Annotated in this window: 24 protein-coding genes, 1 tRNA gene and 1 pseudogene; 16 read left to right on the top strand and 10 right to left on the bottom strand. The window is 60.3% G+C overall.

Features of this window, described 5'->3' with window-relative positions:
* Positions 1 to 656: 656 nt before the first annotated feature.
* From AXW83_RS27240 to AXW83_RS20125, 5 genes are all read left to right on the top strand, one after another.
* On the top strand, positions 657 to 920 hold the full coding sequence (locus AXW83_RS27240) for a hypothetical protein (RefSeq protein ID WP_156640226.1): 264 nt from the start codon (positions 657 to 659) through the stop codon (positions 918 to 920).
* Positions 921 to 1,051: 131 nt separating this feature from the next.
* Positions 1,052 to 1,495, top strand: coding sequence for a hypothetical protein (locus AXW83_RS27245; RefSeq protein WP_156640228.1), 444 nt, complete (start codon positions 1,052 to 1,054; stop codon positions 1,493 to 1,495).
* Positions 1,496 to 1,771: 276 nt separating this feature from the next.
* Positions 1,772 to 2,548 carry a TIGR02391 family protein gene (locus tag AXW83_RS20115; protein ID WP_066616390.1) on the top strand — a complete coding sequence of 259 codons (777 nt, stop codon included), beginning with the start codon at positions 1,772 to 1,774 and terminating at the stop codon, positions 2,546 to 2,548.
* Positions 2,539 to 3,498 carry a tyrosine-type recombinase/integrase gene (locus tag AXW83_RS20120; RefSeq protein WP_066616393.1) on the top strand — a complete coding sequence of 320 codons (960 nt, stop codon included), beginning with the start codon at positions 2,539 to 2,541 and terminating at the stop codon, positions 3,496 to 3,498. The genes AXW83_RS20115 and AXW83_RS20120 overlap by 10 nt, the downstream gene beginning before the upstream one ends.
* Before the next feature lie 272 nt (positions 3,499 to 3,770).
* Positions 3,771 to 4,415 (top strand): hypothetical protein, encoded by a 645-nt coding sequence (locus AXW83_RS20125; protein ID WP_156640230.1) that lies wholly within the window; start codon positions 3,771 to 3,773, stop codon positions 4,413 to 4,415.
* Between the two features lie 114 nt (positions 4,416 to 4,529).
* Here AXW83_RS20125 and AXW83_RS20130 read toward each other — a convergent pair whose 3' ends face one another.
* The 3 genes from AXW83_RS20130 to AXW83_RS20135 form a co-directional block, all read right to left on the bottom strand.
* Positions 4,530 to 6,377 carry a tetratricopeptide repeat protein gene (locus AXW83_RS20130; protein ID WP_236841977.1) on the bottom strand — a complete coding sequence of 616 codons (1,848 nt, stop codon included), beginning with the start codon at positions 6,375 to 6,377 and terminating at the stop codon, positions 4,530 to 4,532.
* Positions 6,378 to 6,406: 29 nt separating this feature from the next.
* Entirely contained in the window at positions 6,407 to 7,198 is a 792-nt protein-coding gene (locus AXW83_RS28295; protein WP_082767273.1) for an alpha/beta hydrolase, read from the bottom strand.
* A 1,762-nt stretch (positions 7,199 to 8,960) separates the two neighbouring features.
* The gene (locus AXW83_RS20135; RefSeq protein WP_066616402.1) at positions 8,961 to 9,272 is read right to left on the bottom strand and encodes a DUF6894 family protein; all 312 of its coding nucleotides are present in this window, start codon (positions 9,270 to 9,272) and stop codon (positions 8,961 to 8,963) included.
* A gap of 94 nt (positions 9,273 to 9,366) precedes the next feature.
* Here AXW83_RS20135 and AXW83_RS27250 point away from each other — a divergent pair, with 94 nt between their 5' ends.
* Together AXW83_RS27250 and AXW83_RS28300 are read left to right on the top strand one after the other, a co-directional pair.
* Positions 9,367 to 9,567, top strand: a complete 201-nt coding sequence (locus AXW83_RS27250; RefSeq protein ID WP_156640235.1) for a hypothetical protein — start codon at positions 9,367 to 9,369, stop codon at positions 9,565 to 9,567.
* 149 nt (positions 9,568 to 9,716) lie between these two features.
* Positions 9,717 to 10,100, top strand: coding sequence for a BLUF domain-containing protein (locus tag AXW83_RS28300; RefSeq protein ID WP_442855254.1), 384 nt, complete (start codon positions 9,717 to 9,719; stop codon positions 10,098 to 10,100).
* Between the two features lie 88 nt (positions 10,101 to 10,188).
* Here AXW83_RS28300 and AXW83_RS20140 read toward each other — a convergent pair whose 3' ends face one another.
* Positions 10,189 to 10,551 carry a hypothetical protein gene (locus AXW83_RS20140; protein WP_156640237.1) on the bottom strand — a complete coding sequence of 121 codons (363 nt, stop codon included), beginning with the start codon at positions 10,549 to 10,551 and terminating at the stop codon, positions 10,189 to 10,191.
* A 247-nt stretch (positions 10,552 to 10,798) separates the two neighbouring features.
* Between AXW83_RS20140 and AXW83_RS27885 the strand changes: the two are divergent.
* Positions 10,799 to 10,996, top strand: a pseudogene (locus tag AXW83_RS27885) (helix-turn-helix domain-containing protein); the annotation flags it as partial.
* Between the two features lie 161 nt (positions 10,997 to 11,157).
* Here the strand turns inward: AXW83_RS27885 and AXW83_RS20150 are convergent.
* From AXW83_RS20150 to AXW83_RS20160, 3 genes are all read right to left on the bottom strand, one after another.
* A tRNA-Gly gene (locus tag AXW83_RS20150) sits at positions 11,158 to 11,232 on the bottom strand.
* 159 nt (positions 11,233 to 11,391) lie between these two features.
* Complete coding sequence (locus AXW83_RS20155; RefSeq protein WP_066616408.1) at positions 11,392 to 12,564, bottom strand: 2'-deoxycytidine 5'-triphosphate deaminase; 1,173 nt, start codon at positions 12,562 to 12,564, stop codon at positions 11,392 to 11,394.
* A 70-nt stretch (positions 12,565 to 12,634) separates the two neighbouring features.
* Entirely contained in the window at positions 12,635 to 13,240 is a 606-nt protein-coding gene (locus AXW83_RS20160; RefSeq protein WP_066616411.1) for a CDP-alcohol phosphatidyltransferase family protein, read from the bottom strand.
* A gap of 121 nt (positions 13,241 to 13,361) precedes the next feature.
* Here AXW83_RS20160 and apaG point away from each other — a divergent pair, with 121 nt between their 5' ends.
* From apaG to AXW83_RS20195, 7 genes are all read left to right on the top strand, one after another.
* On the top strand, positions 13,362 to 13,754 hold the full coding sequence (apaG, locus tag AXW83_RS20165; protein WP_066616414.1) for a Co2+/Mg2+ efflux protein ApaG: 393 nt from the start codon (positions 13,362 to 13,364) through the stop codon (positions 13,752 to 13,754).
* 44 nt (positions 13,755 to 13,798) lie between these two features.
* Positions 13,799 to 14,929 carry an acetylornithine deacetylase gene (gene argE / locus AXW83_RS20170; RefSeq protein ID WP_066620914.1) on the top strand — a complete coding sequence of 377 codons (1,131 nt, stop codon included), beginning with the start codon at positions 13,799 to 13,801 and terminating at the stop codon, positions 14,927 to 14,929.
* Positions 14,930 to 15,019: 90 nt separating this feature from the next.
* The gene (gene coaBC / locus AXW83_RS20175) at positions 15,020 to 16,285 is read left to right on the top strand and encodes a bifunctional phosphopantothenoylcysteine decarboxylase/phosphopantothenate--cysteine ligase CoaBC (protein WP_066616417.1); all 1,266 of its coding nucleotides are present in this window, start codon (positions 15,020 to 15,022) and stop codon (positions 16,283 to 16,285) included.
* 5 nt (positions 16,286 to 16,290) lie between these two features.
* Positions 16,291 to 16,773: a dUTP diphosphatase gene (gene dut, locus AXW83_RS20180; protein ID WP_066616419.1), complete on the top strand. Its 483-nt coding sequence runs from the start codon at positions 16,291 to 16,293 to the stop codon at positions 16,771 to 16,773.
* Positions 16,770 to 17,222 carry an RrF2 family transcriptional regulator gene (locus tag AXW83_RS20185; protein WP_066616422.1) on the top strand — a complete coding sequence of 151 codons (453 nt, stop codon included), beginning with the start codon at positions 16,770 to 16,772 and terminating at the stop codon, positions 17,220 to 17,222. The genes dut and AXW83_RS20185 overlap by 4 nt, the downstream gene beginning before the upstream one ends.
* Before the next feature lie 86 nt (positions 17,223 to 17,308).
* Positions 17,309 to 18,295, top strand: coding sequence for a cysteine synthase A (gene cysK, locus AXW83_RS20190; protein ID WP_066616425.1), 987 nt, complete (start codon positions 17,309 to 17,311; stop codon positions 18,293 to 18,295).
* Positions 18,292 to 18,747, top strand: a complete 456-nt coding sequence (locus AXW83_RS20195; protein ID WP_066616428.1) for a GNAT family N-acetyltransferase — start codon at positions 18,292 to 18,294, stop codon at positions 18,745 to 18,747. Before cysK ends, AXW83_RS20195 begins: the two co-directional genes overlap by 4 nt.
* A gap of 2 nt (positions 18,748 to 18,749) precedes the next feature.
* Here the strand turns inward: AXW83_RS20195 and AXW83_RS20200 are convergent, their stop codons facing one another.
* From AXW83_RS20200 to AXW83_RS20210, 3 genes are all read right to left on the bottom strand, one after another.
* Entirely contained in the window at positions 18,750 to 19,613 is an 864-nt protein-coding gene (locus tag AXW83_RS20200) for a VOC family protein (RefSeq protein WP_066616430.1), read from the bottom strand.
* A 121-nt stretch (positions 19,614 to 19,734) separates the two neighbouring features.
* Positions 19,735 to 20,976, bottom strand: a complete 1,242-nt coding sequence (locus AXW83_RS20205; protein WP_066616432.1) for an NAD(P)/FAD-dependent oxidoreductase — start codon at positions 20,974 to 20,976, stop codon at positions 19,735 to 19,737.
* 4 nt (positions 20,977 to 20,980) lie between these two features.
* A complete protein-coding gene (locus AXW83_RS20210) occupies positions 20,981 to 22,030 on the bottom strand; it encodes a YihY/virulence factor BrkB family protein (protein ID WP_066616435.1) in 1,050 nt (349 codons plus the stop codon).
* A gap of 258 nt (positions 22,031 to 22,288) precedes the next feature.
* On the opposite strand from AXW83_RS20210, the gene AXW83_RS20215 reads away from it, so the two are divergent.
* Positions 22,289 to 22,993 carry an outer membrane protein gene (locus tag AXW83_RS20215; protein WP_066616437.1) on the top strand — a complete coding sequence of 235 codons (705 nt, stop codon included), beginning with the start codon at positions 22,289 to 22,291 and terminating at the stop codon, positions 22,991 to 22,993.
* Position 22,994 lies beyond the last annotated feature (1 nt).

Genomic DNA, 22,994 nt, shown 5'->3' on the forward strand with positions numbered 1-22,994 from the left:
ATTATGTACATCCTTTACAAAATATCGCTAACGTCGACTCTTATCATACTTACGATTATTGCGTTTACAAAAATTTCATTTGCTGATGTTATATTTAAGATAAACTTGGAGTGGATAACTGAGGAAATATTTCCGCGGACCGAGATCAGGCGAGTAAAACGATCGTCGGTGGTTACGTTAAAGGGCAATAATAAGATATCTGAGGTTGTACAATTTGGTGGTCCGGGCGGGCCGAGATCATCAAGAGATGTGTCGCGCGTAGTTACTCTTGGAGAAGACTTTGATACTCTGGAAGCTAGGGGAGCTTGGAAAGTTGTAAACTCGACCACAATCGTGCGTTTACTCGCTCGCCAGACCCACACGACAGCTCTATGGATCCGTACTACGCCGGAGGGGCGATGCATCACGGATATCGAGTGGCGCCGCAAATCCGGCGTGAGTGAGCTAATGAGCTGGTCTGCTCGTCGAAAGGAGAATTACGAATACAAAATTCCAACTTTAATTTCAGGTAGTTGCGAAGTAATAAGCTCAACTATCACCCAATGAAAGATATAATAGATAATTTTGCCTACAAATTGAAGCTTGCCTCTCGGGTATTTTGCGTGACAAGACGCTTTATCGAATGCAATATTTTGCTTGAGGGAGTAGCCCGCTAATTGCTGAGCCGCGCCGGCCGGATGGAGACGGTCGTATGGACAATCCTATCGCCGACTCCTATTCTAACCTCGCCGATCTCCGCGTCGACTGATATGCTCGCTGAGAGTTCAGACTTACCGGACTTTTTCAACACAATCGGTCAAACCGGGCTACGCTATCCGCAAAACTGGCCTTCCAGCTATTTGCCAATCAGCTACGGTGGCTCAATTCTGGCTTTGAACGGCATTACCATCATCTGCATCGCCGCCAATGCACTTTTTTGACAAATGGGCAGCTCGGCAACGGCGCTAATAGATAGGCTAGACAAGGTTTATTGGTCTAAGCGCGATATGTGTTGATAGTTTATAGATCATGTGCTGATTCGCACGTTGCCAAATTGAGGAACAATATAGCCATGGCTGACGTCCAATATGATAACTTCCAGGAGAGGCTGGATCTATATAGCTCTCGGGATCTAACGCACAAACTCGGAGAATTAGTCAGCAAGTCCAAAGATGGACTAACGACATTTGGTGATTTATGGTACGCATTTTTTCCTGACGTAAAATGGAAGCACCACACAAGCAGGTATTTGATAAAAAAAACGCTTGGACGGGTCGGTGAATATTGCAGTATTAACAATTACCCCCTTTTGAATGTTATGGTCGTTAGCGCAAAAAATCGAAAACATCCTGATAGAGCTGTTGGAAATATTTTCGCTGCAGCTAAGGAATGGCGCTTGGAGACGGGTTTGAACGCGGATGCTTTTGTGAATTTACAAATGGCGAAATGCAAAGGCATCGACTGGGAGAAACTTCCAGACGACAAAGTTAGTACAGATACTGAAAAAAATGCCTAGTCGCAGCACAACGATCGGCCTAGGTCACACCCGGCTCTTTCTCGATCGCCCGGAGAAATCAAACGCCGCATAAAAGTTCCATTTGTTAGATCGCCTCATGCGACCGACGCTGGCCGGCTATCGTGCCTAGACAGTCTGTCGGCGTGGTTCAGGCAGTCAGGTTAGTCAGGTTTTCACGAGCATTCTGTCATCGATGCGTAGCAGCGGGACGAATTGCCTTCGCTTACATGTTTTGGATATATATGATAATGTCGTTTATCATACAAAGGATTCGTGATGTTTGAGCTGCCGAGGGATATACCTGATATCGCCACGGTCCTCGCATTGGAGCCCGAGGAGCTGGGCACGAAGCTTCTTTTTTTGATCAAGGCTCGCCGGGCAAACGAGGTCAATCACCGCGCCAACCTGAGCAATTATCAATCTGAACCATTCGGAAATCGGAGCGATGGCAGAGCGACCTATCCTGACAGCAGACGCGACGAGTTTTATCGCGCGAGTGCGGAGGCCTGGTCCTGGCTGGAGGTCCAAGGCTTGCTGGTCCCGGCTCCTGGATCGAATGGTCAAAGCGGGTTTCGCATTTTAAGTCGTCGAGCAGAGCGCATGGACGATGAAGGCGAGATGGCCTCGCTCATAGCTGCTCGGCGTCTGCCCAAGGAGTCCCTACATCCTGTCATGCGTCACCGCGTTTGGAGCGCGCTGATAAGGGGAGAGTTCGACACCGCAGTGTTTCAGGCCATGAAGGCTGTCGAGGTGGCAGTTCGGCAAGCCTCAGCGCTAGGATCTGAAATGATCGGCGTCCGGCTCATGCGGGCAGCCTTCAAACCCGAAGACGGGCCGTTAACAGACCGAACGGCCGAGGCCGGTGAACGAGTGGCTCGAATGGAGCTGTTCGCAGGCGCGATCGGCTCTTACAAGAATCCACATTCGCACCGCGACGTGGCGCTCGATGATCCGCAGGAGGCAAGCGAAATCGTGCTCCTAGCAAACCATCTGTTGAGGATTGTCGACGCCCGTGCTGCCGCGAACGGCATGGAGGCCAAGTCCTGGATCTAGCTCTTGCCAATGTCGCCGTCCAGCGAACCCCAGCCGTCGTCCAAGTTGCCGGCGAGCGCGCCTCCTACCGGTTCCTAGAATTCTTCGCCGCCCAAGTCCGCAACGCAAACACGCGACGCTCCTATATGCGGGCGGTCTCAGATTTCATGGGATGGCTCGATCATCGCGGTGTGGTGGACATCCGAGAGATCAACTCGTTCGTGGTTGCAGCATACGTGGAAGAGCTTCAGCGGCGGCATCCTGCTCCGACGGTGAAGCAGCGACTGGCTGGCGTTAGAGCCATGCTGGATTGGTTGGCCACCGGCGGCATTATCGCTTTCAATCCTGCGACGGCTGTTCGGGGACCGCGCTACTCGGTCAAGACGGGCAAGACGCCAGTACTGGCTCCCGACGAGGCACGACAGCTTCTCGACAGCATTGATGTCAGCACCACGGTCGGTCTCCGCGATAAGGCGCTGATCGGCCTCATGGTCTATTCCTTCGCTCGCATAGGCGCGGCTGTCGGCATGAAGGCCGAGGACGTCTACGTGCAAAAGCGACGGCTGTGGGTCCGGCTGCATGAGAAGGGCGGAAAGCGCCACGAGATGCCCTGCCATCACAGCCTCGAACGCTACCTCTCTGATTATATGGAACATGCTGAAATGGCCTCGTCACCGCAGGCGTGGCTATTCCAGACCATCGGCCGAGGCACCGGCAGGCTCAGCGGAAACCCGATGCCGCAAGCCAGTGCCTATCAGATGGTTCAGCGCCGTGCTGAAGCCACGGGCATCGCCACCAAGATCGGCAATCACACGTTCAGAGCCACTGGGATAACCGCCTACCTCAGCAATGGCGGGACACTGGAAAAGGCGGCGTCGATGGCCAATCACGCATCAACGCGTACGACGCAACTCTACGATCGGCGCTCGGGCGACATCACGTTGGATGAGGTCGAGCGGATTCTTATCTAGCTTGCCTGAACGGCGATTTATTTCACCTAAATAAATCCACGCTTATTTAGATGAAATAATGCCGGATGCGATTTTATACTTGACTTCACCCAATAGAACTGCTACCATACAGAAATCGTCAAGCGACGGCCAACGTAGAAAACGAATATATTCAAAAAATTTCTGAGCGGTTCCTCGATTTCTTGAAAATTCAAAATTCCAGACCAAACGGTGGCCGCCAGGCCGGCGTATTATAGAAACTTGTCCAAATATTTTCAACGAAAGGATTCAAAATGAAAATTAGTTATCAAAATAAAACAGGCGCAGCGATACCACTGACCAAATCTCAAGTAGTAGACGCTGCAGTCGACTTCATGTCCAACACTTATACACGCCATGTGGGCGGTCCGTCAAATTATGACCAAACCAAATTTAACGACAGCGTCTATCTACTAACCTTCCGGGCGAAGACATCGTCTCCTCGGAAGCAGATGGACGCCTTCGAAAAAGCCAACTTCGAATTGATGAGGCGGATTTCACGGCGCGTCGATCGCTACCTCCCGTACCAGCACGCGGGCTTCTATTTTGTGGATCACGATGGCAGCGAAGTCGGAAAAGCGCGATCGAAGAAAGGTCTTCATATTCACGCTGTGGTGGTCGTGCACCCGGCTTGGAAAAAGCGCTTCGAGGCTGCTTTCGATGCCAAAGGCTTCTCAGGTGACATTCACATGGAGAAATTGAATGGAGCCACAACAGACGTCCAACGGGTGACCGAGTACGCTTGCAAGGGCGTTCTATGGAAAACAGGGTTCGTCAAAGGCGGATATGACGAATTCGGGCTCATCGGGCCTAAGTCCGACTGGAAGGATGGCACCCTTCAGGTCGTCAAACCACGCAGGCATAAGGCGCTGACCGTTCAATCGGCGACTGCATCCTGAGGCGATACATTCCAAATGACATTCGGGGCGGGTTCAGTCGTTGGATCCGCCCCGAATGTATATACAGGTTGTGGGCCTGGGCGGCGCGTAGCTAAAGTAAGCTCTCACGAGGGCTTATGGAGCCAATTTTGGCTGTAACTTCGCGTTCAGTTGAGGACGCTTTTTGCGGAGGCGGGTAATCGTCTTGCCGACGGCTTGTGCTAAAGCCTGATCTAGCCTGACTGCTGTCTCATAGGCATCCAGCGCCCTCTGGTCATCCTTTATAGCAAGCAAGGCGTCGCCGTGTAGCTTGGCGAGAATACCGTTACCCGGCAGTTTTTCTCGCGCGCGAGCCAGCACTTTATCGGCGTCAGCTGGCTGAAGAGATTTGATGAGCGCTTGCCCCCATTCAAGCCAGGCTTCTGCATTGCGACTATCGATTGACGTTGAGCGATCGAAGTTAGCGATAGCTTCGGAGAGCCGCTTTAGCGCTAGCTGCGACCGACCTAAAGCAAGGGCTGTAACCGCTGGCCGATATCCAGAATCGAGCGCTCGTTGCAACGGCGGAATGGCATCCCCATGCTTGAGCATCTCGCTTAAGACAAGACCACGTTCTCCTACGTATTCCATGTTGTCAGGTTCGCGTTTTACCGCCTCTTCAAAATTAAGCAGCGCCTCAGGCCATTGTTTTGCTCGCTTCAACGCTTGGGCATATGCGTACCAGGCGCGAGAATAGGTTGGATCAAGGTCCACAGCCTTTTTGTAGCGCGGCAGTGCTTCTTCGCCTCGACCGAGATTGTTCAACGCAACGGCGAGCACCAGATGAGCCGAGCCATAGTTTGGGTCGCGTTCTACGGCTTGGAGGCCGATCTCTAGTGCTTCACGGGGCCTACGCATTGCGTTGTACGCAGCAGCCAACGCAGTCAGAGGCTGCCCATTCGTCGGTTCGAGGTCGACAGCCCCTTGCGCAATTTCAGCAGCTTCTCTGGCACGGCCAAGCATCCTCAACGCATTGGCCTTGTGGGCATGAGCACTTGCTGCCTTTGGATCGATAGCAATGGCCCTTTCGGCAGATGCGATCGTAGCATCATAGCGTCCCGCTCGGAAGTTGGCCCATGCAATATTGACTGCCGCCAAAACATTCTGCGGGTTACGTTTTAGCACCTCTTCAAAATCCTTGATGGCCGCGTCGTAGTCTTGACGACGAAGACTAACGTTCCCTCGTAGTATCAAGCCATTCTCGGCCTCTCCCACCTTGTTAGAAGCTATTAATAGCCGAGCGATGCGAGCCGCATCGTCGTATTGTCGCTGCATTTCAAAGTGGCGACCAGCTAAGCTCGGATTTGAAATCTCCAGGATTGCCACAGCCGCGGATCTGAACGCAGCTTGCAAGTCCTCGGTGGGCTCCTTCGTTTGATAGAACGGCCCCGTATTTCGGGAGCGTAGCTTGAGTACGAACGATGGAGGCACTTCGGGCTTTTCGACATCCTCTTCGTCGCTTGTCTTGGGCTTCTTGGGTAATTGATTGTCCGGTCGGCGATCTACGGTCAGCTCGCCTGAAACGTAAATGTCGTTTAGATCGAGCAGTTCGCGGATTGTGCTTACGATTGAGCGGAGATTGAGTCCTCCAGGGACCTCGATGTCGGGCAATCTCTGTTCTACGGCTACATCCGACAGCTTCAGCGACGTCAAAATCGTAGGGCGTGCGGTCGCAAAGATATCACGGAGCTCATCGCGCAATCGCCGGGCTACGACCTCGCCGGAGTAGCCGCGCTCTTCAAGCGACGAAGGTACGTTGATGGGTTCGATAATTACGGATGGTCGTAGCAAGCTTGGCCCAACGGCGACACCAAGCCCGGCGACAGCGCCGACTATCACGGTATCGATCAAAAATTGTCGCAACTTTCCGAGTAACGCGAGGAACCCGCCACGCGGTTTTTCTGGGATCGAGCGATACGGGGCTGGATAGCGGACTTCCGGCACGGCCAAGCTCTCGCATCTATGAGGAAGCCTCACACAGTAGCAAGCCAGGCCGCAATCTCTCCAGCCATGATTGATGGCGTATTACGATGCCGAGCACCAGGAACTTCGATATATCGGCTGTTTGGCCGCCTTGTTAGTCGGCGGCCGATCGGTGCCCCCCAGTCAGCAGCCCCGTCCTCACTTCCTACAATCCATAACGTGGGACAGTTTATGCGACCGGCCGTGTTTGACATCTCACAGGGGCCGCTTGGATCGAAATAACTGAGATATTGCGCGGCGGTAGCTTGGACGCCGAACATGTTCCCCTGATTGTTGTCCAGAAATTCCGATCGCTCTCGGCCATTGCCAGCTTTGACCATGGATCTCGCGCGTAAAATACTTTCCCGCATTGGCGGTTGATTGAAGTATAGACGCGGCGAGTGACCTGGAGCGGTTAAGACAACCGCTGCGACACCTCGCTGTGATGCAACAAATGACATGGCTGCCGGGCATCCCATGCTATGCCCTACAAGAGCAACCTTAACGGCACCACGGCCTTTCAGTTGGCTGATCGCTTGAGATATTTCACCCATTGCATCAGACCACGTGCCTGAAAGATACCTACTTCCGGACCAGGGCAAGTCTGGCGCTGAGGTCAACATGCCATGGCTCGAAAGCGCAGAAGCAACAGCCGCTAGAGAGCCGGAAGAATTGTCTTTCTTGCCGTGAAGCAGGACTACGCCGGTCCGACCGTTTTGAGCTGACGCACCGTCAAACATTGCTGAAGCTGTCGTCGCAAGCCCCAAGGCGAACGTGCGGCGAGAAATCGCGGACATTGGCATATGGCTGCAGCCCCTTTGGGTATTTCGCAAAGAGCGAAATCGCGGACCTAAACGTTATTATTTCAATATCTCTGCGGCGACAATCTCAGTCAACTGGCTGCTTCAGCTTCGGCAGAAGCTATCGGAAAAGCCCATGATGGAGGCAAGGACGCCAACGCGCTGGATTCTGTCGGAGTTTTACTGCACGCGGCCGAATGCATCCTCATCGGTCGCAGCAAAACCGATTTGGTTGCATCGATTTGGCCACGATCGACGAGGATTGCCAACGAATGCGAGATTGAGAGCGATCCCACCACGCACGGTTGTTGGGTCGCACGCCACTGAAGGCCTATCGAGGTGAATAGGCGACATCTCCACACGCTTACGGCAAGTAGTCCACACGCTGGCGTCACGAACAGTTGCACGAAGCTATGTCACGAGCCTACTTTATCGCACGGGGATAATTTCCTGGGGCGACGATTATGCGAATTTTTGCCATGGCCTCAATTTTGCTCTTCGTCTTCGTGTCGTCGGCGATAGCACAGACAAGCCGCCAACCAGTGGCACTCGTTTTAATGCCGGGTGCGGGCGGTATCCATCCATTGGACTTCCTCGTCCAAAGCCAGCCAACATTCGAGGCGGCTGGGTTCACAATCGAATACACTACAAGCGCAAGCCAAGCGTCCTCGCTAATCGACCGGCTCAAGGGGGCGAATATGCGCGTTGTCCTAGTAGGAATGAGCCTCGGAGCTGTTACCGCTGCACAAGCAATCGCGTCAGGTGCGCGGCCGGACGCAGTCGTCTTCGCAGCTGGCGGCCTGCTTCCCCCGGGCACGCCAAACGGTTCGGTCGTTGAGGCCCTAGGAGATCCGTCGCGGTTGCCACGAACACTTGTTCTGCACCATCGCGACGACGGCTGCGTGATGACGCCACCTGAGGCGGTACCGGAGTTCGTTCGGTGGTCGAGAGGGAAAGCACGTGCGAGCTGGGTAACCGGCGGCGGCGGCTTTGGCCCACCCTGCCGGCCCAACACACCACACACCTTCAATGGTCGTACGACTGCCGCGGCGGGCGCCATCGTGCAGTTCGCACGGGCCCCGCGATAGCTTGTCACTTGATACTGGACTCTTCAGCTGATCTGTAGTGCACTCTTTTGACTTAACGGGAGGTACGAAGAATGCGCTCTATATTGATACTTGCCCCAATGTTCGCGCTTACGGTACTAGCATCCACGCCCTTGGCTGCTCAAGACGGATGCAAAACAGTTACGGCTTCTTGCTCGCAGATGAACGCTACGTGTGAGAAAAATTGTCAGAATGGGAATAATCCCAGCGCTTGCGTTGCACGTATCTGTTCTACCAGCATGACTGGCTGCAAGGCCAATGGCGTATGGAAAGCGTCTGCTGCGGTCGCGTGCTGGAGAACTAATAACCGCTCGTAGTTTGCTATGTCAGCTAAGGGATGCGGCGGCATCATTCATACGACAATGTCCCTGGCTGGGCTTCGGACACCAAGCAAGTGACCGCGACGACGGCAGAAATCGGCCGATGTCCAGTCGGCGGCCGCATCCTGAAGGCGATACATCCATATGACATTCGGGGCGGGTTCAGTCGTTGGACCCATCGACTACTGCCTGCCTGTAACGGTAGCAAATGCTCGTATCTCAAATGGGGATAGTCGAGCAGGAGACTCGCGGTGGCCGGGTGCGGAGTCCTGGCACTCGACCAGAGGGACAACCATCCATCGACCGGACGTAATCGTCTCCTCCGCCAAGGCTAGCAGCTTACTTCATTTCCTTGAGCATGTTCGAGATCTGATCAACGGCTGCGTCGAAGGAAGCGGAGTTCTCCCGGTCCTCCTCTTTCGGATTTTGCCCGTCGAATGTCATCTTGGCGCGGTAGAAACTGTTTCCAGCCGCGTCCTGCACGGTGATGGCGAAGTCCGCGTGCTTCCCGTTTGGCAACTTCTCCCGGGCCATATCAACCAAGGCATTCTGAGCTTCGTCTTTTGCCGCGAATTCGTCAGCAAGCTCCACGCCGTCTTCATTGGCTTCGACCCGTTGGCCGTCTTCGGTGGTGAAATAAAACTTTGGCATGGGCGCGCTCCGGTTGCTTTCCTGCAACTGAGATCGGCCCGCGCATGTTCCTCCCTTCGCTTTCTTCGGTGCAGCTGAACAAAAACTGGCCTGCTTGCTGATCACCGGAACTCACAGTCCATCGCTTGCCGCGCTCTCGATTTTGATCGCGGCGATCGCTTCCTACACGGCGCTTGATTTGGCTGGGAATTTCAAAAATCTCGTCGTTTTGACGCAAACATTAATTAGCCTTTATCCTCACGTAATCACCGCGATGCCGCAGCGCCACGTTTGGATCGTCCGGCTCTCCAACTAAAAGCAGGAGGTCACCCGTCGAGCGCTCTGACGCTCTGAGCTGAGTGCTGAAAGCATAAATCTGTGACAACGCTGCACCCTACGTCGATACATAGATTGATCTATGTCTCTCGAATCAGCACAGAAATCGTCCATGGCTCTTCTATTGCTGTGTTCAAATCTATTTTGGATTCTTCGCGAGTAAATAACTTGCGAGACGATATAACTGGCGTTCTTGTATTCGATCGATTATATTTTATTCAGATCCTGGAAGGGCAACGCCATTTAATCTGGAGTGCATTTCAGAGAATACAATTAGACGGCCGCCACGGCGAAATTCAATTGGTCGAACTCGTCGCATGCGGGCCAAGGCAATTCACGAACTGGTCCATGGCGGGCTCTCTAAGAACTCCAATACAAGAAGACGTATACTCAAAACACGGATTTAATGGTCGCATACAGTCGCATGAGCTTTCATCCGATAGGCTTATTCCATTGTTCCATGAAATTATCTCGCTGAGCGCTCTTACGATAAACGGTATCAATTCAACATAGGTCTATTCTCACGTCGGGCAGCCAATAGGTTAAAGCTGGCGAACACGCTACAGTTAAACTGGAAAGAAATCGCAATACACGCCGCATGTTATTTTCTAACCTCGCTCGTAGTGACCGTTCGCATCTTGATTAGCTGTTTTCTGCCGAAATCCGACATTATAGCTAGGCCCAGTGATACAATTCCCCAGATCTGGAGGTCCTTGAAGCCCGATGAACTTGCCGTAAGGAAGCCGATCACAGCAGCTAAGCTGAAAATAATTCCAGACGCTCTCGGATAATTCATCACGAATGCCGAACCGAGAACGAACATGAAAGCCATAAGCAGGCCGGCCGCGCCTCCTTGGGCCATTGCTTCTTTCCCTGCCAGATTACCTCCTGCAACGATCGCAAGTGATTGAATGCCGAGAATCCCGGTCAAACAAAGACCTATGATTAGAACTGCCAGTCGCATGTCATATCTCCAGAATTGTGATCTACAGTTCGATTTAATTTCAATTGCTATTTGATTGTTTAAGTTTGATTACTAACGATACTTGGATTTATGAAAGATTTGCTTGAGATACTGATCGTAGTGCACCTAGGAACCGCAATTCGACGCCCAATCGCCCACCGCATTTTCAATTCCCCAGCACGCGCGAAGCGTGAATACCAACTATAATTGGTAATCGAACTCGAGAGAAATTGCCAGCTCTAAGCGCATGGATATGCGCGAACTCGTCGGGAAAAATTTTGCGAGATTGCGCAAAGAGCGCGGGCTCACTCAGGAGCAGGTCGAGGAGCGATCAGGCTTCAGCCAATGGTACATCAGCAGCCTGGAACGCGGGCGGCGGAACCCGACGATCATCTCGCTATATGAGCTTGCCAACGCGATCGGCGTGCGGGTTGCGGATCTGATAGCCGAGAGCAGCATCTCGGAGGGCGTCGCGAAAGATGCGGCTCCGAGTTCAAGCTTGAAATCAGCGCTGAAAAAGGCGTCCAAAACGCGATCAGGAATGTAGCTGTGACGTAGCTGGTGACAATCAGTGGATCAGGAAAATCAGCTAACTCATTGAAATGTTGGAGCGGGCGATCGGGATCGAACCGACGACATTCAGCTTGGGAAGCTGACGTTCTACCACTGAACTACGCCCGCGAGGCCGGTCCGGCAGAACCTGCCTGACGCCGACGCAAAAACTCTTAGCGGCATCGCGGCAGCGAGTCATCTCCCATTGATGCGTCCTGACATCGTTTTGGGTGAATAGCCCAGCTGGTCGCGACAAGACAGCAAGGCGGCGATCCCCTCGAAGGGCCCTCAGTCGCGAAAATGCTTGGAGAGCTTCAGCGCCTGGCCCTGGTAGTTGGACGTGCCGATTTGCCCATAGAGGGCGTCAGGCTCGGCAGCCATGCGCTCGAAGGCGAGCCGCCCGACGACCTGCCCGTCCTCCAGCACGAAGGGCACCTCGTGACTGCGCACTTCGAGCACACCGCGGCTGCCGGGAGCACCATCGGCCCCCACGCCGAATCCAGGGTCGAAAAAGCCGGCATAATGGACGCGGAACTCGCCCATGGTCGGGTCGATAGGCGCCATTTCGGCCGCCATATTGGCCGGGATGTGAAGCTTCTCCTTGGAAGCGAGAATGTAGAACTGATGCGGATCGAGGATCAGGCGCCGGTCCCGCTTGGCCGGGATCGGAATCCAGAAATCGTCGATCGCGTAACCCGCAACCTTGTCGATGTCGATCACGTCGGTGAAGCGCTGCGCCTGGAAGCCGATGACCTCACCGTCATGCGCGCCGGCGAGATGGATGCGGAAGACGAGGCCGTTGCGGATCGTTGCCTGCCCGTCGACCAGCGGGGCCTGCTCGTGGATCTGGCGCAGATCGCGGTCAGAGACCCGGAACCCTACGGCCTCGTCCTGGGCCGGATTGCGCCGGCGGAAACGGAGCTGATTCAGCCGGCTGCCGCGCCGGACGCGGATCGGGAAGCTGGACGGCGAAATCTCGGCATATAGCTTGCCGGAGTAACCACCAGGCACGGTGTCGAACACCTCCGCCCTGTCGGCTATCAACCGCGTGAAGACATCAAGGCGTCCGGTCGAACTCTTCGGGTTCGCGAAGGCGGAGATGGTTTCGGGGAGTTGATCCAGCGCCTCGATCAGTTCGACAACGTAGACGCAGTTGCGCTCGAGGATCGCGCCGTCTCCATCTAGGGAAATCGTGTCCTGGGTCAGATCGGTCAGCGCCTGCTCGACGCTTTTGCCGGGGCCCGGCAGGAAACTGGCGCGGACGCGGTATGCCTTTCCGCCAAGGCGCAGGTCAAGGCTCGCCGGCTGGAACTGTGCGTCGAGAATGTCGCCTGCGCGCGACCAGATCATCCGGCGCGCGACCAGCTTGCGAATGTCCTGACGCGGCAGCACGCCCGAAGGTCCGGCGACCGAGTTGGAGGCCTCGATGCCCGGCGGGAAGAATTCAGGGGAAACGGCCATTAAGGGCGCTCAGTCATATCGCTCGCAACTTGTCATAGTAGGCTCGCAGGCACGATTGGTTCTTGCCAAGCTAGTCGAACGTTGTCCACGCAAGAATCGCGCGGCTCACAGCCGTGACCAGCGTCAGCGCCGCAAAGCCACAGGCGAACCAGGCGAAATGGCCCGGCCAGAGCACCATCGCGGCGAAGCAGGCGATGGTCTCTGCACCCTCTGCGAGGCCTGCGGTGAAATAGAGCGATTTCGCGCCGCGCTGCATGGTGGTCAGGCCGCGCTTGGCCGCCATCACCGCGAAGGCGAGGAAGCTCGCGCCATTGACGTAGAAGGCGAAGAGCAGGACGGCGGCCGGCAGCGCGTTGGGGGCCGGGTCGCGCAGCGCGAAAGCGAGTGGAACCGCGCCGTAGAAGACGAAATCGCAGGTGATGTCGAGGAAGCCGCCGCGATCGGTCGGGGCGGTGGCGCGAGCGATCGCGCCGTCGAGCCCGTCGCAGATCCGCGAGACGGCGAGAAGGGCCAGCGCCAGCACGTCGAGACGGCGGGCGACTGCGAGCGCGCAAAGCAGGCCAAGCGCCAGTCCGGCAAGTGTAACCCTGTCGGCCGAGAGGCCGCGACGGGTCAGGGAGCGGCCGATCTTGTCGAGAGTAGGGTCGATGAGGCGGCGCAGGCGACCGTCGAACATGAGGCGTGTAGCCCGTCATCGCGGCAAGCGACGATATTGACGCTGCCGGCCAGCGGCCCATAACAGACGCAACCTCTGCCGGCCATCCAGCGGGCAGGCGGAAAGCCACGGAGCGGCCCTCATGTATCAGGCGGAGACGCATGGCGTGCGCGTGACCGCGGCGCCGAAATTCATGGAAAGCGAATCCTCACATGCCCAGGGACGCTATTTCTGGGCCTACTCGATCGAGATCGTGAATCTGTCGCAGCAGACGATCCAGCTGATGACGCGGCACTGGTTCATCACCGACGGCCGCGGCGAGGTCCATGAGGTGCGCGGCGAGGGCGTGATCGGCCAGCAGCCGGTGCTGCGGCCCGACGAGAGCTTCAGCTACACCTCCGGCTGCCCGCTGATGACGCCGGACGGCTCGATGCGCGGCTTCTACGCCATGCTGGGCGAGGACGGCGTGATCTTCGATGTCGAAGTGCCGCTGTTCCCGCTCGATTCGCCCTATGTGAAGAAGGTCCTGCATTGAACGCCTCTCCCGCAGCCACGGGGCAGCGCTATGCGCCGCTCGACATGCTTGCCCGTCTCGTCGCCTTCGACACGGTCAGCCACAAATCCAACCTGCCGCTGATCGCCTTCGTCGAGGATTATCTCGCCGGCTGGGGCGTGCCCTCGGTGCGCTTCCCCAACGCCGCGGGCGACAAGGCTGCGCTCTTCGCCACCATCGGCCCGCAGGATCGCGGCGGCATCGTGCTGTCGGGCCACACAGACGTCGTGCCGGTCGAGGGCCAGGCTTGGAGCCGCGATCCGTTCACGCTGCATGTCGAGAACGGGCGGGCCTATGGCCGCGGCGCGGTCGACATGAAGGGCTTCGATGCGCTCGCTCTGGCGCTGGTGCCGGACTTTCTTGCGGCGAACCTCAAGACCCCGATCCACATTTTCCTGTCCTATGACGAGGAGGTGACCTGCCTCGGTGTCGTCGACGGCATCTCGCGGATGGGTAAGGACTTGCCGCGCCCACGCGCCGTGATCGTCGGCGAGCCGACCTCGCTGGAGCTGGCCGACGCCCATAAGGGCATCCGCACCTTCTTCACCACGATCACGGGCGTGCCGGCGCATTCGTCGAAGCCGCATCTGGGCGCCAGCGCCGTTCATGCCGGGACACGGCTGGCGGCCGAGCTGGTCAAGATCGCGGACGAACTGGAGGCCAGGCCCGATACGAGCGGGCGCTTCGATCCGCCCTACGACACCGTCCATGTCGGAAAATTCCACGGCGGCATCGCGCGCAACATCCTGGCCGATCGCTGCGATCTCTCCTGGGAGGTCCGCACGCTGCCCGGCTCCGACGTCGAGACGGTGCCGGCGCGCTTCAAGGCGCTGTCGGACGAAGTTCTGGCGAAGATGCGCAAGACCGGGCCGTCATCGACGATCGAGACGGTGATGAGTTCGGATGTCCCGGGACTGGCGCCCGATCCGGGCTCCGAGGCCGAGACGCTGGTGATGCGGCTCGCCGGCCGCAACAGCACGATCGCGGTCGCCTATGCCACCGAGGCCGGACATTTCCAGCGCGCCGGCCTGCCGACGATCGTCTGCGGCCCCGGCTCGATCGACCAGGCGCACCAGCCCGACGAATACATCACGCTGGAGCAGTTCGAGGCCGGCGAGGCCTTCCTGCGCCGGCTGATGGAGAGCTGCAGGGCGTGAGGGACGGACGGAGCACTCTTTCCCTCGCCCCGATGACAGCCCATCCCCCCGGATGCTAGGGGAGAAGCCTTCCGGCTCAGGAGTCCCGCCTTGTCCGCCTCCCGCTCCGTTCTCCTGATCATCGGCGGCGGCATCGCCGCCTACAAGGTGCTGGAGCTGATCCGGCGGCTGAAGGATCGCGGCATCACCTCGCGCTGCATCCTGACCAAGGCCGGCGAGGAATTCGTCACCCCGCTTTCGGTCTCGTCGCTGGCGGGCGAGCGCTGCTTTACCGATCTGTTCTCGCTGACCGACGAGGCCGATATCGGTCATATCGCCCTGTCGCGCTCGACCGACCTCTTGGTCGTGGCGCCCGCGACCGCCGACCTGATCGCGAAAATGGCGACGGGGCTCGCCAACGACCTCGCCTCCACCGCTCTGCTCGCGACCGACAAGCGCGTCCTGATCGCGCCCGCGATGAACCCTCGCATGTGGTCGCACCCGGCGACGCGGCGCAATATGGCGCAGCTTGAGAAGGACGGCGTGCTCGTCGTGGGCCCTAACTCCGGCGCCATGGCCGAGCGCGGCGAGAGCGGCGTCGGCCGCATGGCCGAGCCGGCGGAAATTCTCGCGGCGATCGAGCAGGCGCTGGCGGGCGAGACCTCGCCGCGCGCGATCGGCTTCCTCGGGCGGCTGCCGGGCGGGGGCGGCCCCGGGCCGCTCGCCGGCCGCCATGTGCTGATCACCTCGGGGCCGACGCACGAGCCGATCGACCCGGTGCGCTACATCGCCAACCGCTCCTCGGGAAAGCAGGGCCATGCGATCGCCGCCGCTGCGGCGGAGGCCGGCGCGCGCGTGACGCTGGTCTCCGGCCCTGTCGCGATCCCCGATCCGGCCGGGGTCAGCGTGACGCGGGTCGAATCTGCCCGCGAGATGCTGGCGGCGGTCGAGGCGGCCCTGCCGGCCGATATCGCGATCTTCGCCGCAGCCGTGGCCGACTGGCGCGTTGCCGAAACCGCGCCCGAAAAGATGAAGAAGGGCGCAAGCGGGACGCCGGCGCTGGCGCTGGTCGAGAACCCCGACATCCTGGCGACGGTCTCAGGCCGGACGAGCGCCCGGCCGCCGCTCGTTGTCGGCTTCGCGGCCGAGACCGAGCACGTCATCGAGCACGCCCGGGCGAAGCTTGCGAAGAAGGGCTGCGACCTGATCGTCGCCAACGATGTCGGCGGGACCGGCGTAATGGGCGGCGATACCAATACGGTTCATCTCGTTGGCAAGGACGGCGTCGAGACCTGGCCGACGCTGGCAAAATCCGAGGTCGCGACCCGGCTCGTTGCCCATCTGGTGCAACTGTCCCCGCCGCCGGCGAAGGTGTAAGCGCCGTGACGACGATAAAGCTTCGCCGCCTGCCGCATGGCGCCGACCTGCCGCTGCCGACCTACGAGACGGCCGGCGCGGCCGGCATGGATCTGCGCGCTGCGCTGGCCGGAGAGGCGCCGCTGGTACTGGAGGCCGGTGCGCGGGCGCTGGTGCCGACCGGGCTCGTTCTGCAACTGCCCGACGGGTTCGAGGCCCAGGTCAGGCCACGATCGGGGCTCGCGGCGAAACATGGCGTTACCGTGCTGAACAGTCCCGGCACGGTCGACAGCGACTATCGCGGCGAGGTCAAGGTGATCCTGATCAACCATGGCAGCGAGGCGTTGGCGATCGGACATGGCGACCGCATCGCGCAGCTCGTTATCGCGCCGGTGACGCGAGCTGCGCTGGTCGAGGCGGCGCTCGACGAAACCCCGCGCGGAACCGGTGGCTTCGGCTCGACCGGCGTTACGGACATCACGACCGCATCGCGGGACGCGGCGTCATGAACCTGCTCTCGCGCCGCAGTCTGCTCGCCATCGCGGCGGTGGTCGACATCGCCCTGCACGCGCGGCCCTCACCCGTCTCGGCAAAGCTCCTGGCGGCACGGCACGAACTGCCGCCGCGCCATCTCGAGACGCTGCTGCAGGCGCTGGTCCGGGTTGGCATCCTCAAGGGCGTGCGCGGGCCGCGCGGCGGCTACGAGCTGGCGCGCGAGCGGCGCCGCATCACCGCTGGCGAGATCGCCAGGGCGGCGATGCAGGAGGCCGGCGACGACACGCTCGGGCCGTTGCCGCGCTCGCGCCTGATCGACGAGATCGTAGAGCCGCAGGTTTCAAGGGCGCTCGACTCCTTCCTGACCGTGCTCGACGGCGTTACTGTCGCGGAGCTTTGCCTTAAAGCCGAGCGGGAGGCCGTGTTCGGCGACAGACCGGCCCATGGTGATTTTACAATATAGTGATGTGGATTTTTCGTTTTATCGACAAGGCCTGTGAATTGCGTTAGCGTCACCTTAAATCAAAAGATCATCCCGAGGAGGATCCCATGACCGACGCCGTCCGCAAACTGCATCCCGCTCCGACCAAGTCTCCCGGTCGCGGCCGCGTCTACGAATCGATCACCGACACGATCGGCGATACCCCCCTGGTACGTCTGAACCGGCTGCCGGCGGAGCGCGGCGTCAAGGCGACGATCCTGGCCAAGCTCGAATTCTTCAATCCGATCTCCAGCGTCAAGGACCGCATCGGCGTCAACATGATCGACGCGCTCGAAGCATCCGGCGCGCTCAAGCCCGGCGGCACGCTGATCGAGCCGACCTCGGGCAATACCGGCATCGCCCTCGCCTTCGTTGCGGCGGCGCGTGGTTACAGGCTGATCCTGGTCATGCCCGAGACGATGTCGCTGGAACGACGCAAGATGCTGGCGCTGCTCGGCGCCGAACTCGTGCTGACGCCGGGACCCGGCGGCATGCGCGGCGCAGTCGCCAAGGCCGAGGAACTCAAGGCCGAAATTCCGGGCTCGATCATTCCGCAGCAGTTCGAGAACCCGCACAACCCTGAGATCCACCGCCAGACCACCGCCGAGGAGATCTGGAACGACACCAACGGCAATGTCGACATCTTCATCTCCGGCGTCGGCACCGGCGGCACAATCACCGGCGTCGGCCAGGTGCTGAAGGCCAGGAAGCCCGGCGTGAAGATCATCGCGGTGGAGCCCGAGGATTCGCCTGTGCTGTCGGGCGGCGCGCCCGGCCCGCACAAGATTCAAGGCATCGGGGCGGGCTTCGTACCGGGCATCCTCGACCGCTCGGTGATCGACGAGGTCGTCACCGTCGGCAACCAGACCTCCTTCGAGACCGCACGCGCTCTCGCCAAGAACGAAGGCATTCCGGCCGGCATTTCGTCGGGCGCTGCCGTCGCGGCCGCTCTGGAGGTTGGCGCGCGGCCTGAGAACGCCGGCAAGACGATCGTGGTGATCATTCCCTCCTTTGCGGAGCGCTACATTTCGAGCGCGCTCTTCGAGGGGCTTTGAGCGGCGCGTCCGTCCAGGTCGTTCGCGTCACGGAGACCCCGCCCGAGGGATTTGAGGACTTGCGTCTGGAAGCGGTCGGGGAAGGCTACGTCTTTCTCGATCGGCTCGCCGACGAGATCGCACGCGGCGACTACGCCGATGCCGATTGCGATCTGCCCGTCTTGTTCGGGGTTTTTGCAGATGGCCAACTCGTCGGGCTGGGCGCGCTGACGGCCGACCCCTACGACCCCGCGCCCGATCTGGCGCGGCTACGCCATGTCTATGTCCGCCGCGATCATCGTGGGCGCGGCGTCGGGCGCGTCATCGCATCCGCCTTGATACAGCAGGGGCTTTCCGTAGCATCACGGCTGTCGCTCCGTGCCGCTGACCCCGCCGCATCCGCGTTCTGGACGGCTCAGGGCTTCCGGCCCGACGACAGCGATGCACAGCGAACGCATCTGCTGACGCGTTAGCCTCAGCCTTGCTTCAGCACGATCGTGTTGCCCCACGGATCGGCGAGCGTCGGGCCACCAGCAACCTCGCTGCCGCCTGCCGCGAGAATGCGCTCGCGCATCGCGGCGAAGTCCGGGGCATCGCGCGCCACCAGTTCGAACCAGGCCAGCCCCGCTTCGCCCGCCTTGCGCAGGCCGGCGCCGCGGCTGTTCCAGATATTGCCGGCAATGTGGTGGTGGTAGCCGCCGCTAGAGAGGAAGCTCGCGCCGGGATAGCGCACCATCAGGTCGAAGCCGAGCACGCCGGAATAGAACGCTTCCGCCTCAGCCGTGTCGCCGACGCGCAGATGGATATGGCCCATGCGGGTGCCGCTGGGCATCCCGGCATAGGCACCGGGGCCGGCCTCGCCCAGGAGCTTCTGCAGATCGAGCCGGTCGGTCGCCATCTTGATCGCGCCGTCGCGGCGCGGCCAGTCCGCGCGCGGACGGTCGCGATAGATCTCGATGCCGTTGCCTTCCGGGTCGGACAGATAGAGCGCCTCGCTGACGAGATGGTCCGAGGCGCCTTCGATCTGGACACGGGCCTTTGCGGCGTGGCCGACCCAGTCCGCCAGCGCCGCGCGCGAAGGCAACAGGATGGCGAGATGGAACAGGCCGGCCGGCGAGGTCGGACGCGCCGCGCCTTCTTCCAGCCGGACGAGGGCGACGCCATCGACGCCGAGCGCGGCGAAGCCGGCACCTTCCTCGATCAAGGCGAGGCCGATCGCATCGCGATAGTACGCCTCGAGCTTTGCGAGGTCGTTCACCCGCAGCGCGACGGTGCCGATGTAATAGGGCGCGTCCAGCGCTTCGAGCAAGACGGGTGTGGCATTCGAAACCGCGTGCATGGCAGCCTCCGGAGGATACGGCCGGGCGGCCGCCTGCCCAGAGAGATGGCGTGATTGCGACGGCTTGTCGCCCCCCGGACCGGCAAATTCAGGATTGCACGGGCGCAATCGCCGCGTGCCGTCAGGGTCGAGCGGGATCGGGCCGGTCGATGGCGAAATGGCTGAACCAGGGCGCTTCGGTGCCGCCGATCAGCGCGCCGAGCATCCGCGAGGCCATGAAGCTGAAGGTGATGCCGTTGCCGCCATAGCCATAAGCCGCCAGCATACGTGGCTGGCCCGGCACGCGGCCGATCAGCGGCAGGCCGTCGGAGGTCTGGCCGAAGGCGCCGTTCCACGCGTGGCCGAGGCTGGGCTCCGCGCGCGGCAGGAAGGCGGCGAGCTTCGCCAAAAGCGCCTGCGTTTTGGCGGGAGCGAGACTTTCGCGCAAAACGGTATCATCGGTCTCCTCGTCCTCGCCACCCATGACGATGCGGCCATCGATGGTGGTGCGGCAGTAGAAATAATCCTCCGACGCCTCCCAGACCAAAGCCGGGCCGGGCCAGAGCGCGGCCGGCTGCTGCGGCAGGGTCGCGACCGCGAAGCTCGAGGCGACGCGATGGAGATCGCTTCTCACGAAATCGGGCATGACATAGCCGGTGGCGAGCACGACATGGCCGGCCTCGATGGTGCGGCCGGAAGCGAGCTGAACCAGCGCCGCGCGGCCGGTCCCGTCATATGCGACCGCCTCGTCGCGCAGCAGCCGGCCGCCCTGACGCACCGATTGAGCAAGCAGGGCATGGCAGAGGCTGAGCGGATCGGCCTCGGCGGAGCCCGGCGAGACGATCGCGGCGGCGCGGTCGAAGCCGAATTCGCCGAGCAGCAGGTCATGTCCGACCAATGTGCCGGGCAGACCGGCGCGCTCGCGCAGGGTCCATTCTTCCCGCAATTCGCGCGGGCCGACATCGCCGGCGGCCAGATAGACCGTGTCGCGCGGGATGAAGCCGCAGGGCGCGTCGAGTTGGCCGACCAGATCGCGCAAGCCTTCAACGGCCCGGAAGCTGCGGCGGTAGATGTCGGCCGCACGCTCGAAACCGTACAGCACCGTCAACTCGCGCAGCGGCAGATCGATCTCCCATTGCAGCATCGCAGTACTCGCCGCCGTGCTGCCGAAGCCTTCCTGCTCGCGATCGACCAGTACGACGGCATGGCCCTGAGCGGTCAGGTGCTCCGCGAGCAGTGCGCCTGTGATGCCGCCGCCAATAATGGCGACGTCGCAGCGGATGTCGTGATCGAGACTCTCGCCCGGCGGCCGGGCCGGACCGACGAGCCAGGGGCTCCGGCCGCTGCGAAGTTCGGCCTGGGTGGTCGTGGCTGCATCGAGCATGGGGTCAATCCGCGAGAGGGGGTCCGATGGAATCGGCCATGGTGGCGCCGCGCTGGCCCAGAGGCTTGGCGCGACCCATCGTGGTGTCCCGGGCGGTCTGATGTTCGAGCTCGGCGTTAAGCTCGGCGCCGGCCAACACGATCGTCGCCGAGAGCCAGAGCCAGGTCATGAAGACGACGACGGTCGCGAGCGAACCGTAAGCGGCCGTGTAGTTGCCGAGCGTCCCGACATACCAGGAGAAGGCGAAGGAGGCGCCTGCCCAGAGCAGTGCCGCAGCAACGGCGCCGGGCAGGACCCAGGTGAAGCGGGCCGGATGGCGGCTCGGCCCGATCCAGTAGAGACACGCGATCGAAAGCGCCGCGATGACGAAGAAGGCCGGCCAGCGCACCAGCCGCAGCAGTCGTTCGAGTTCGAAGGCGAAGGGGAAGAAGGCGGTGACGACCGGCACGCTGGCGATGATGATCAGGGCGCCGACCAGCAGCACGACGCCGCTCAGCGTCGTCATCAGCGACATCGCGTTGAGTTTCAGGAAGCTGCGCTTTTCAGTCTCGCGGTAGATGATGTTGAGCGCATCGAAAATCGCCTTGACGGCGGCGTTGGCGCTCCAGGTGGCGACGCCCAGGCTGATCAGGAAGGTCAGCGACAGGGTCGAGGCCTCCTGGGTGGCAAGCCGCACCGCCTGTTCATGGATCAGATCGCGGGCAGCCTGCGGGAAGACCGTGGTCAGCGTGTCGAGCTGTTCAGCGATCGTGAAGGGGTCGGTGAAGGAGCGGTAAAGCGTCACCAGCAGGGACAGCGCCGGCACGAGTGAGAGCAGCGTAAAGAAGGCGACGGCGCCGGCCAGCGACATCAGGCGGTTATCAGCGACATTGCTGCCGAATCGCAGCAGCACATCTTTCCAGCCGAGCCAGGTCATTTGCCACGGCCACACAGCGGCACGACCGCGCGCAACCTCCTCGGAAGGTCGCGACAGACGCTTCGAGATGACCTCGTAGAAATATCCCAACGCAACCCCTGCGCCGGCTGCGCCCGTGATCCGTTTCAGGAATGCCATCGGCAGGAATCCGTCAGAATGACCGTGTCGACCGTCGTGCTGTCCGTCATATCGCGTTGGGACGCCAGCGTGGCGGCAACACCCCGCCGTCCATCTTTGTTCCCGCCGCCCGCGACGGATGCCCGTGTTTAGACGTTTGTTAACCTTAACGCTTTCTTCTGATCGTGAACTAGTCCGATGCCGGCGCGCGGCAAGCCCCGCCGATACAGCAGTGGCCGTACGGACCGCCTGACAGATCTTGCGAGAGCAGTGACCGCCATGAAGATCGCCCTGAAAGCCAGCTTGGCCGGCCTCCTGTTCGCGGGCGCGGCTGCGGCCGGAGACCTGCCTTCGGGCAGGTCGCTGCCTCCCATCCCCGAATTGCCCTCCTTCTACTCCTGGACGGGTTTCTATGTCGGCGGTCAGGCCGGCTATTCCTGGGAGCGCGACCGGATCCAGGAGTTTGCCGCACCGAGCCGTTTCGCGACGGGCTTCGGTGCACGCTTTTCTTCCGACACGGCGCTGGGCGGCGGCCATGCCGGCTTCAACTACCAGATGGGGTCCATCGTGATCGGCGTGGAAGGCGATGTCGAGGCGGTGAACGCGCAGGGCAGCTTCTCGGACGCGCTTGGCGTCGGCGCGACCCGGCGTGACTGGCAGGCGTCGCTGCGCGGGCGCATCGGCTATGCCTTCGACCGGATGCTGGTCTATGGCACGGCCGGCGCATCCTTCACCGAATTCGCATTCTCCTATCGCAACGGCGTGACTGGGCTCGCTGAGCGGCTGCAGGCCTCGAAGACCGGCTGGACCGCCGGCATCGGCATCGCCTACGCCTTCACCGACGCGGTGATCGGCAGCATCGAATATCGCTATACGGATTACGGCCGCTTCGACCATGTCGGGCAGGGCGCCTTCGCCGGCCTGATCGGCGAGCAGGAACCGGCGATGCAGGCGGTGCGCGCCAGCCTGAGCTACAAGTTCTGAG

This window comes from Bosea sp. PAMC 26642, from assembly GCF_001562255.1.
Classification (GTDB): domain Bacteria; phylum Pseudomonadota; class Alphaproteobacteria; order Rhizobiales; family Beijerinckiaceae; genus Allobosea.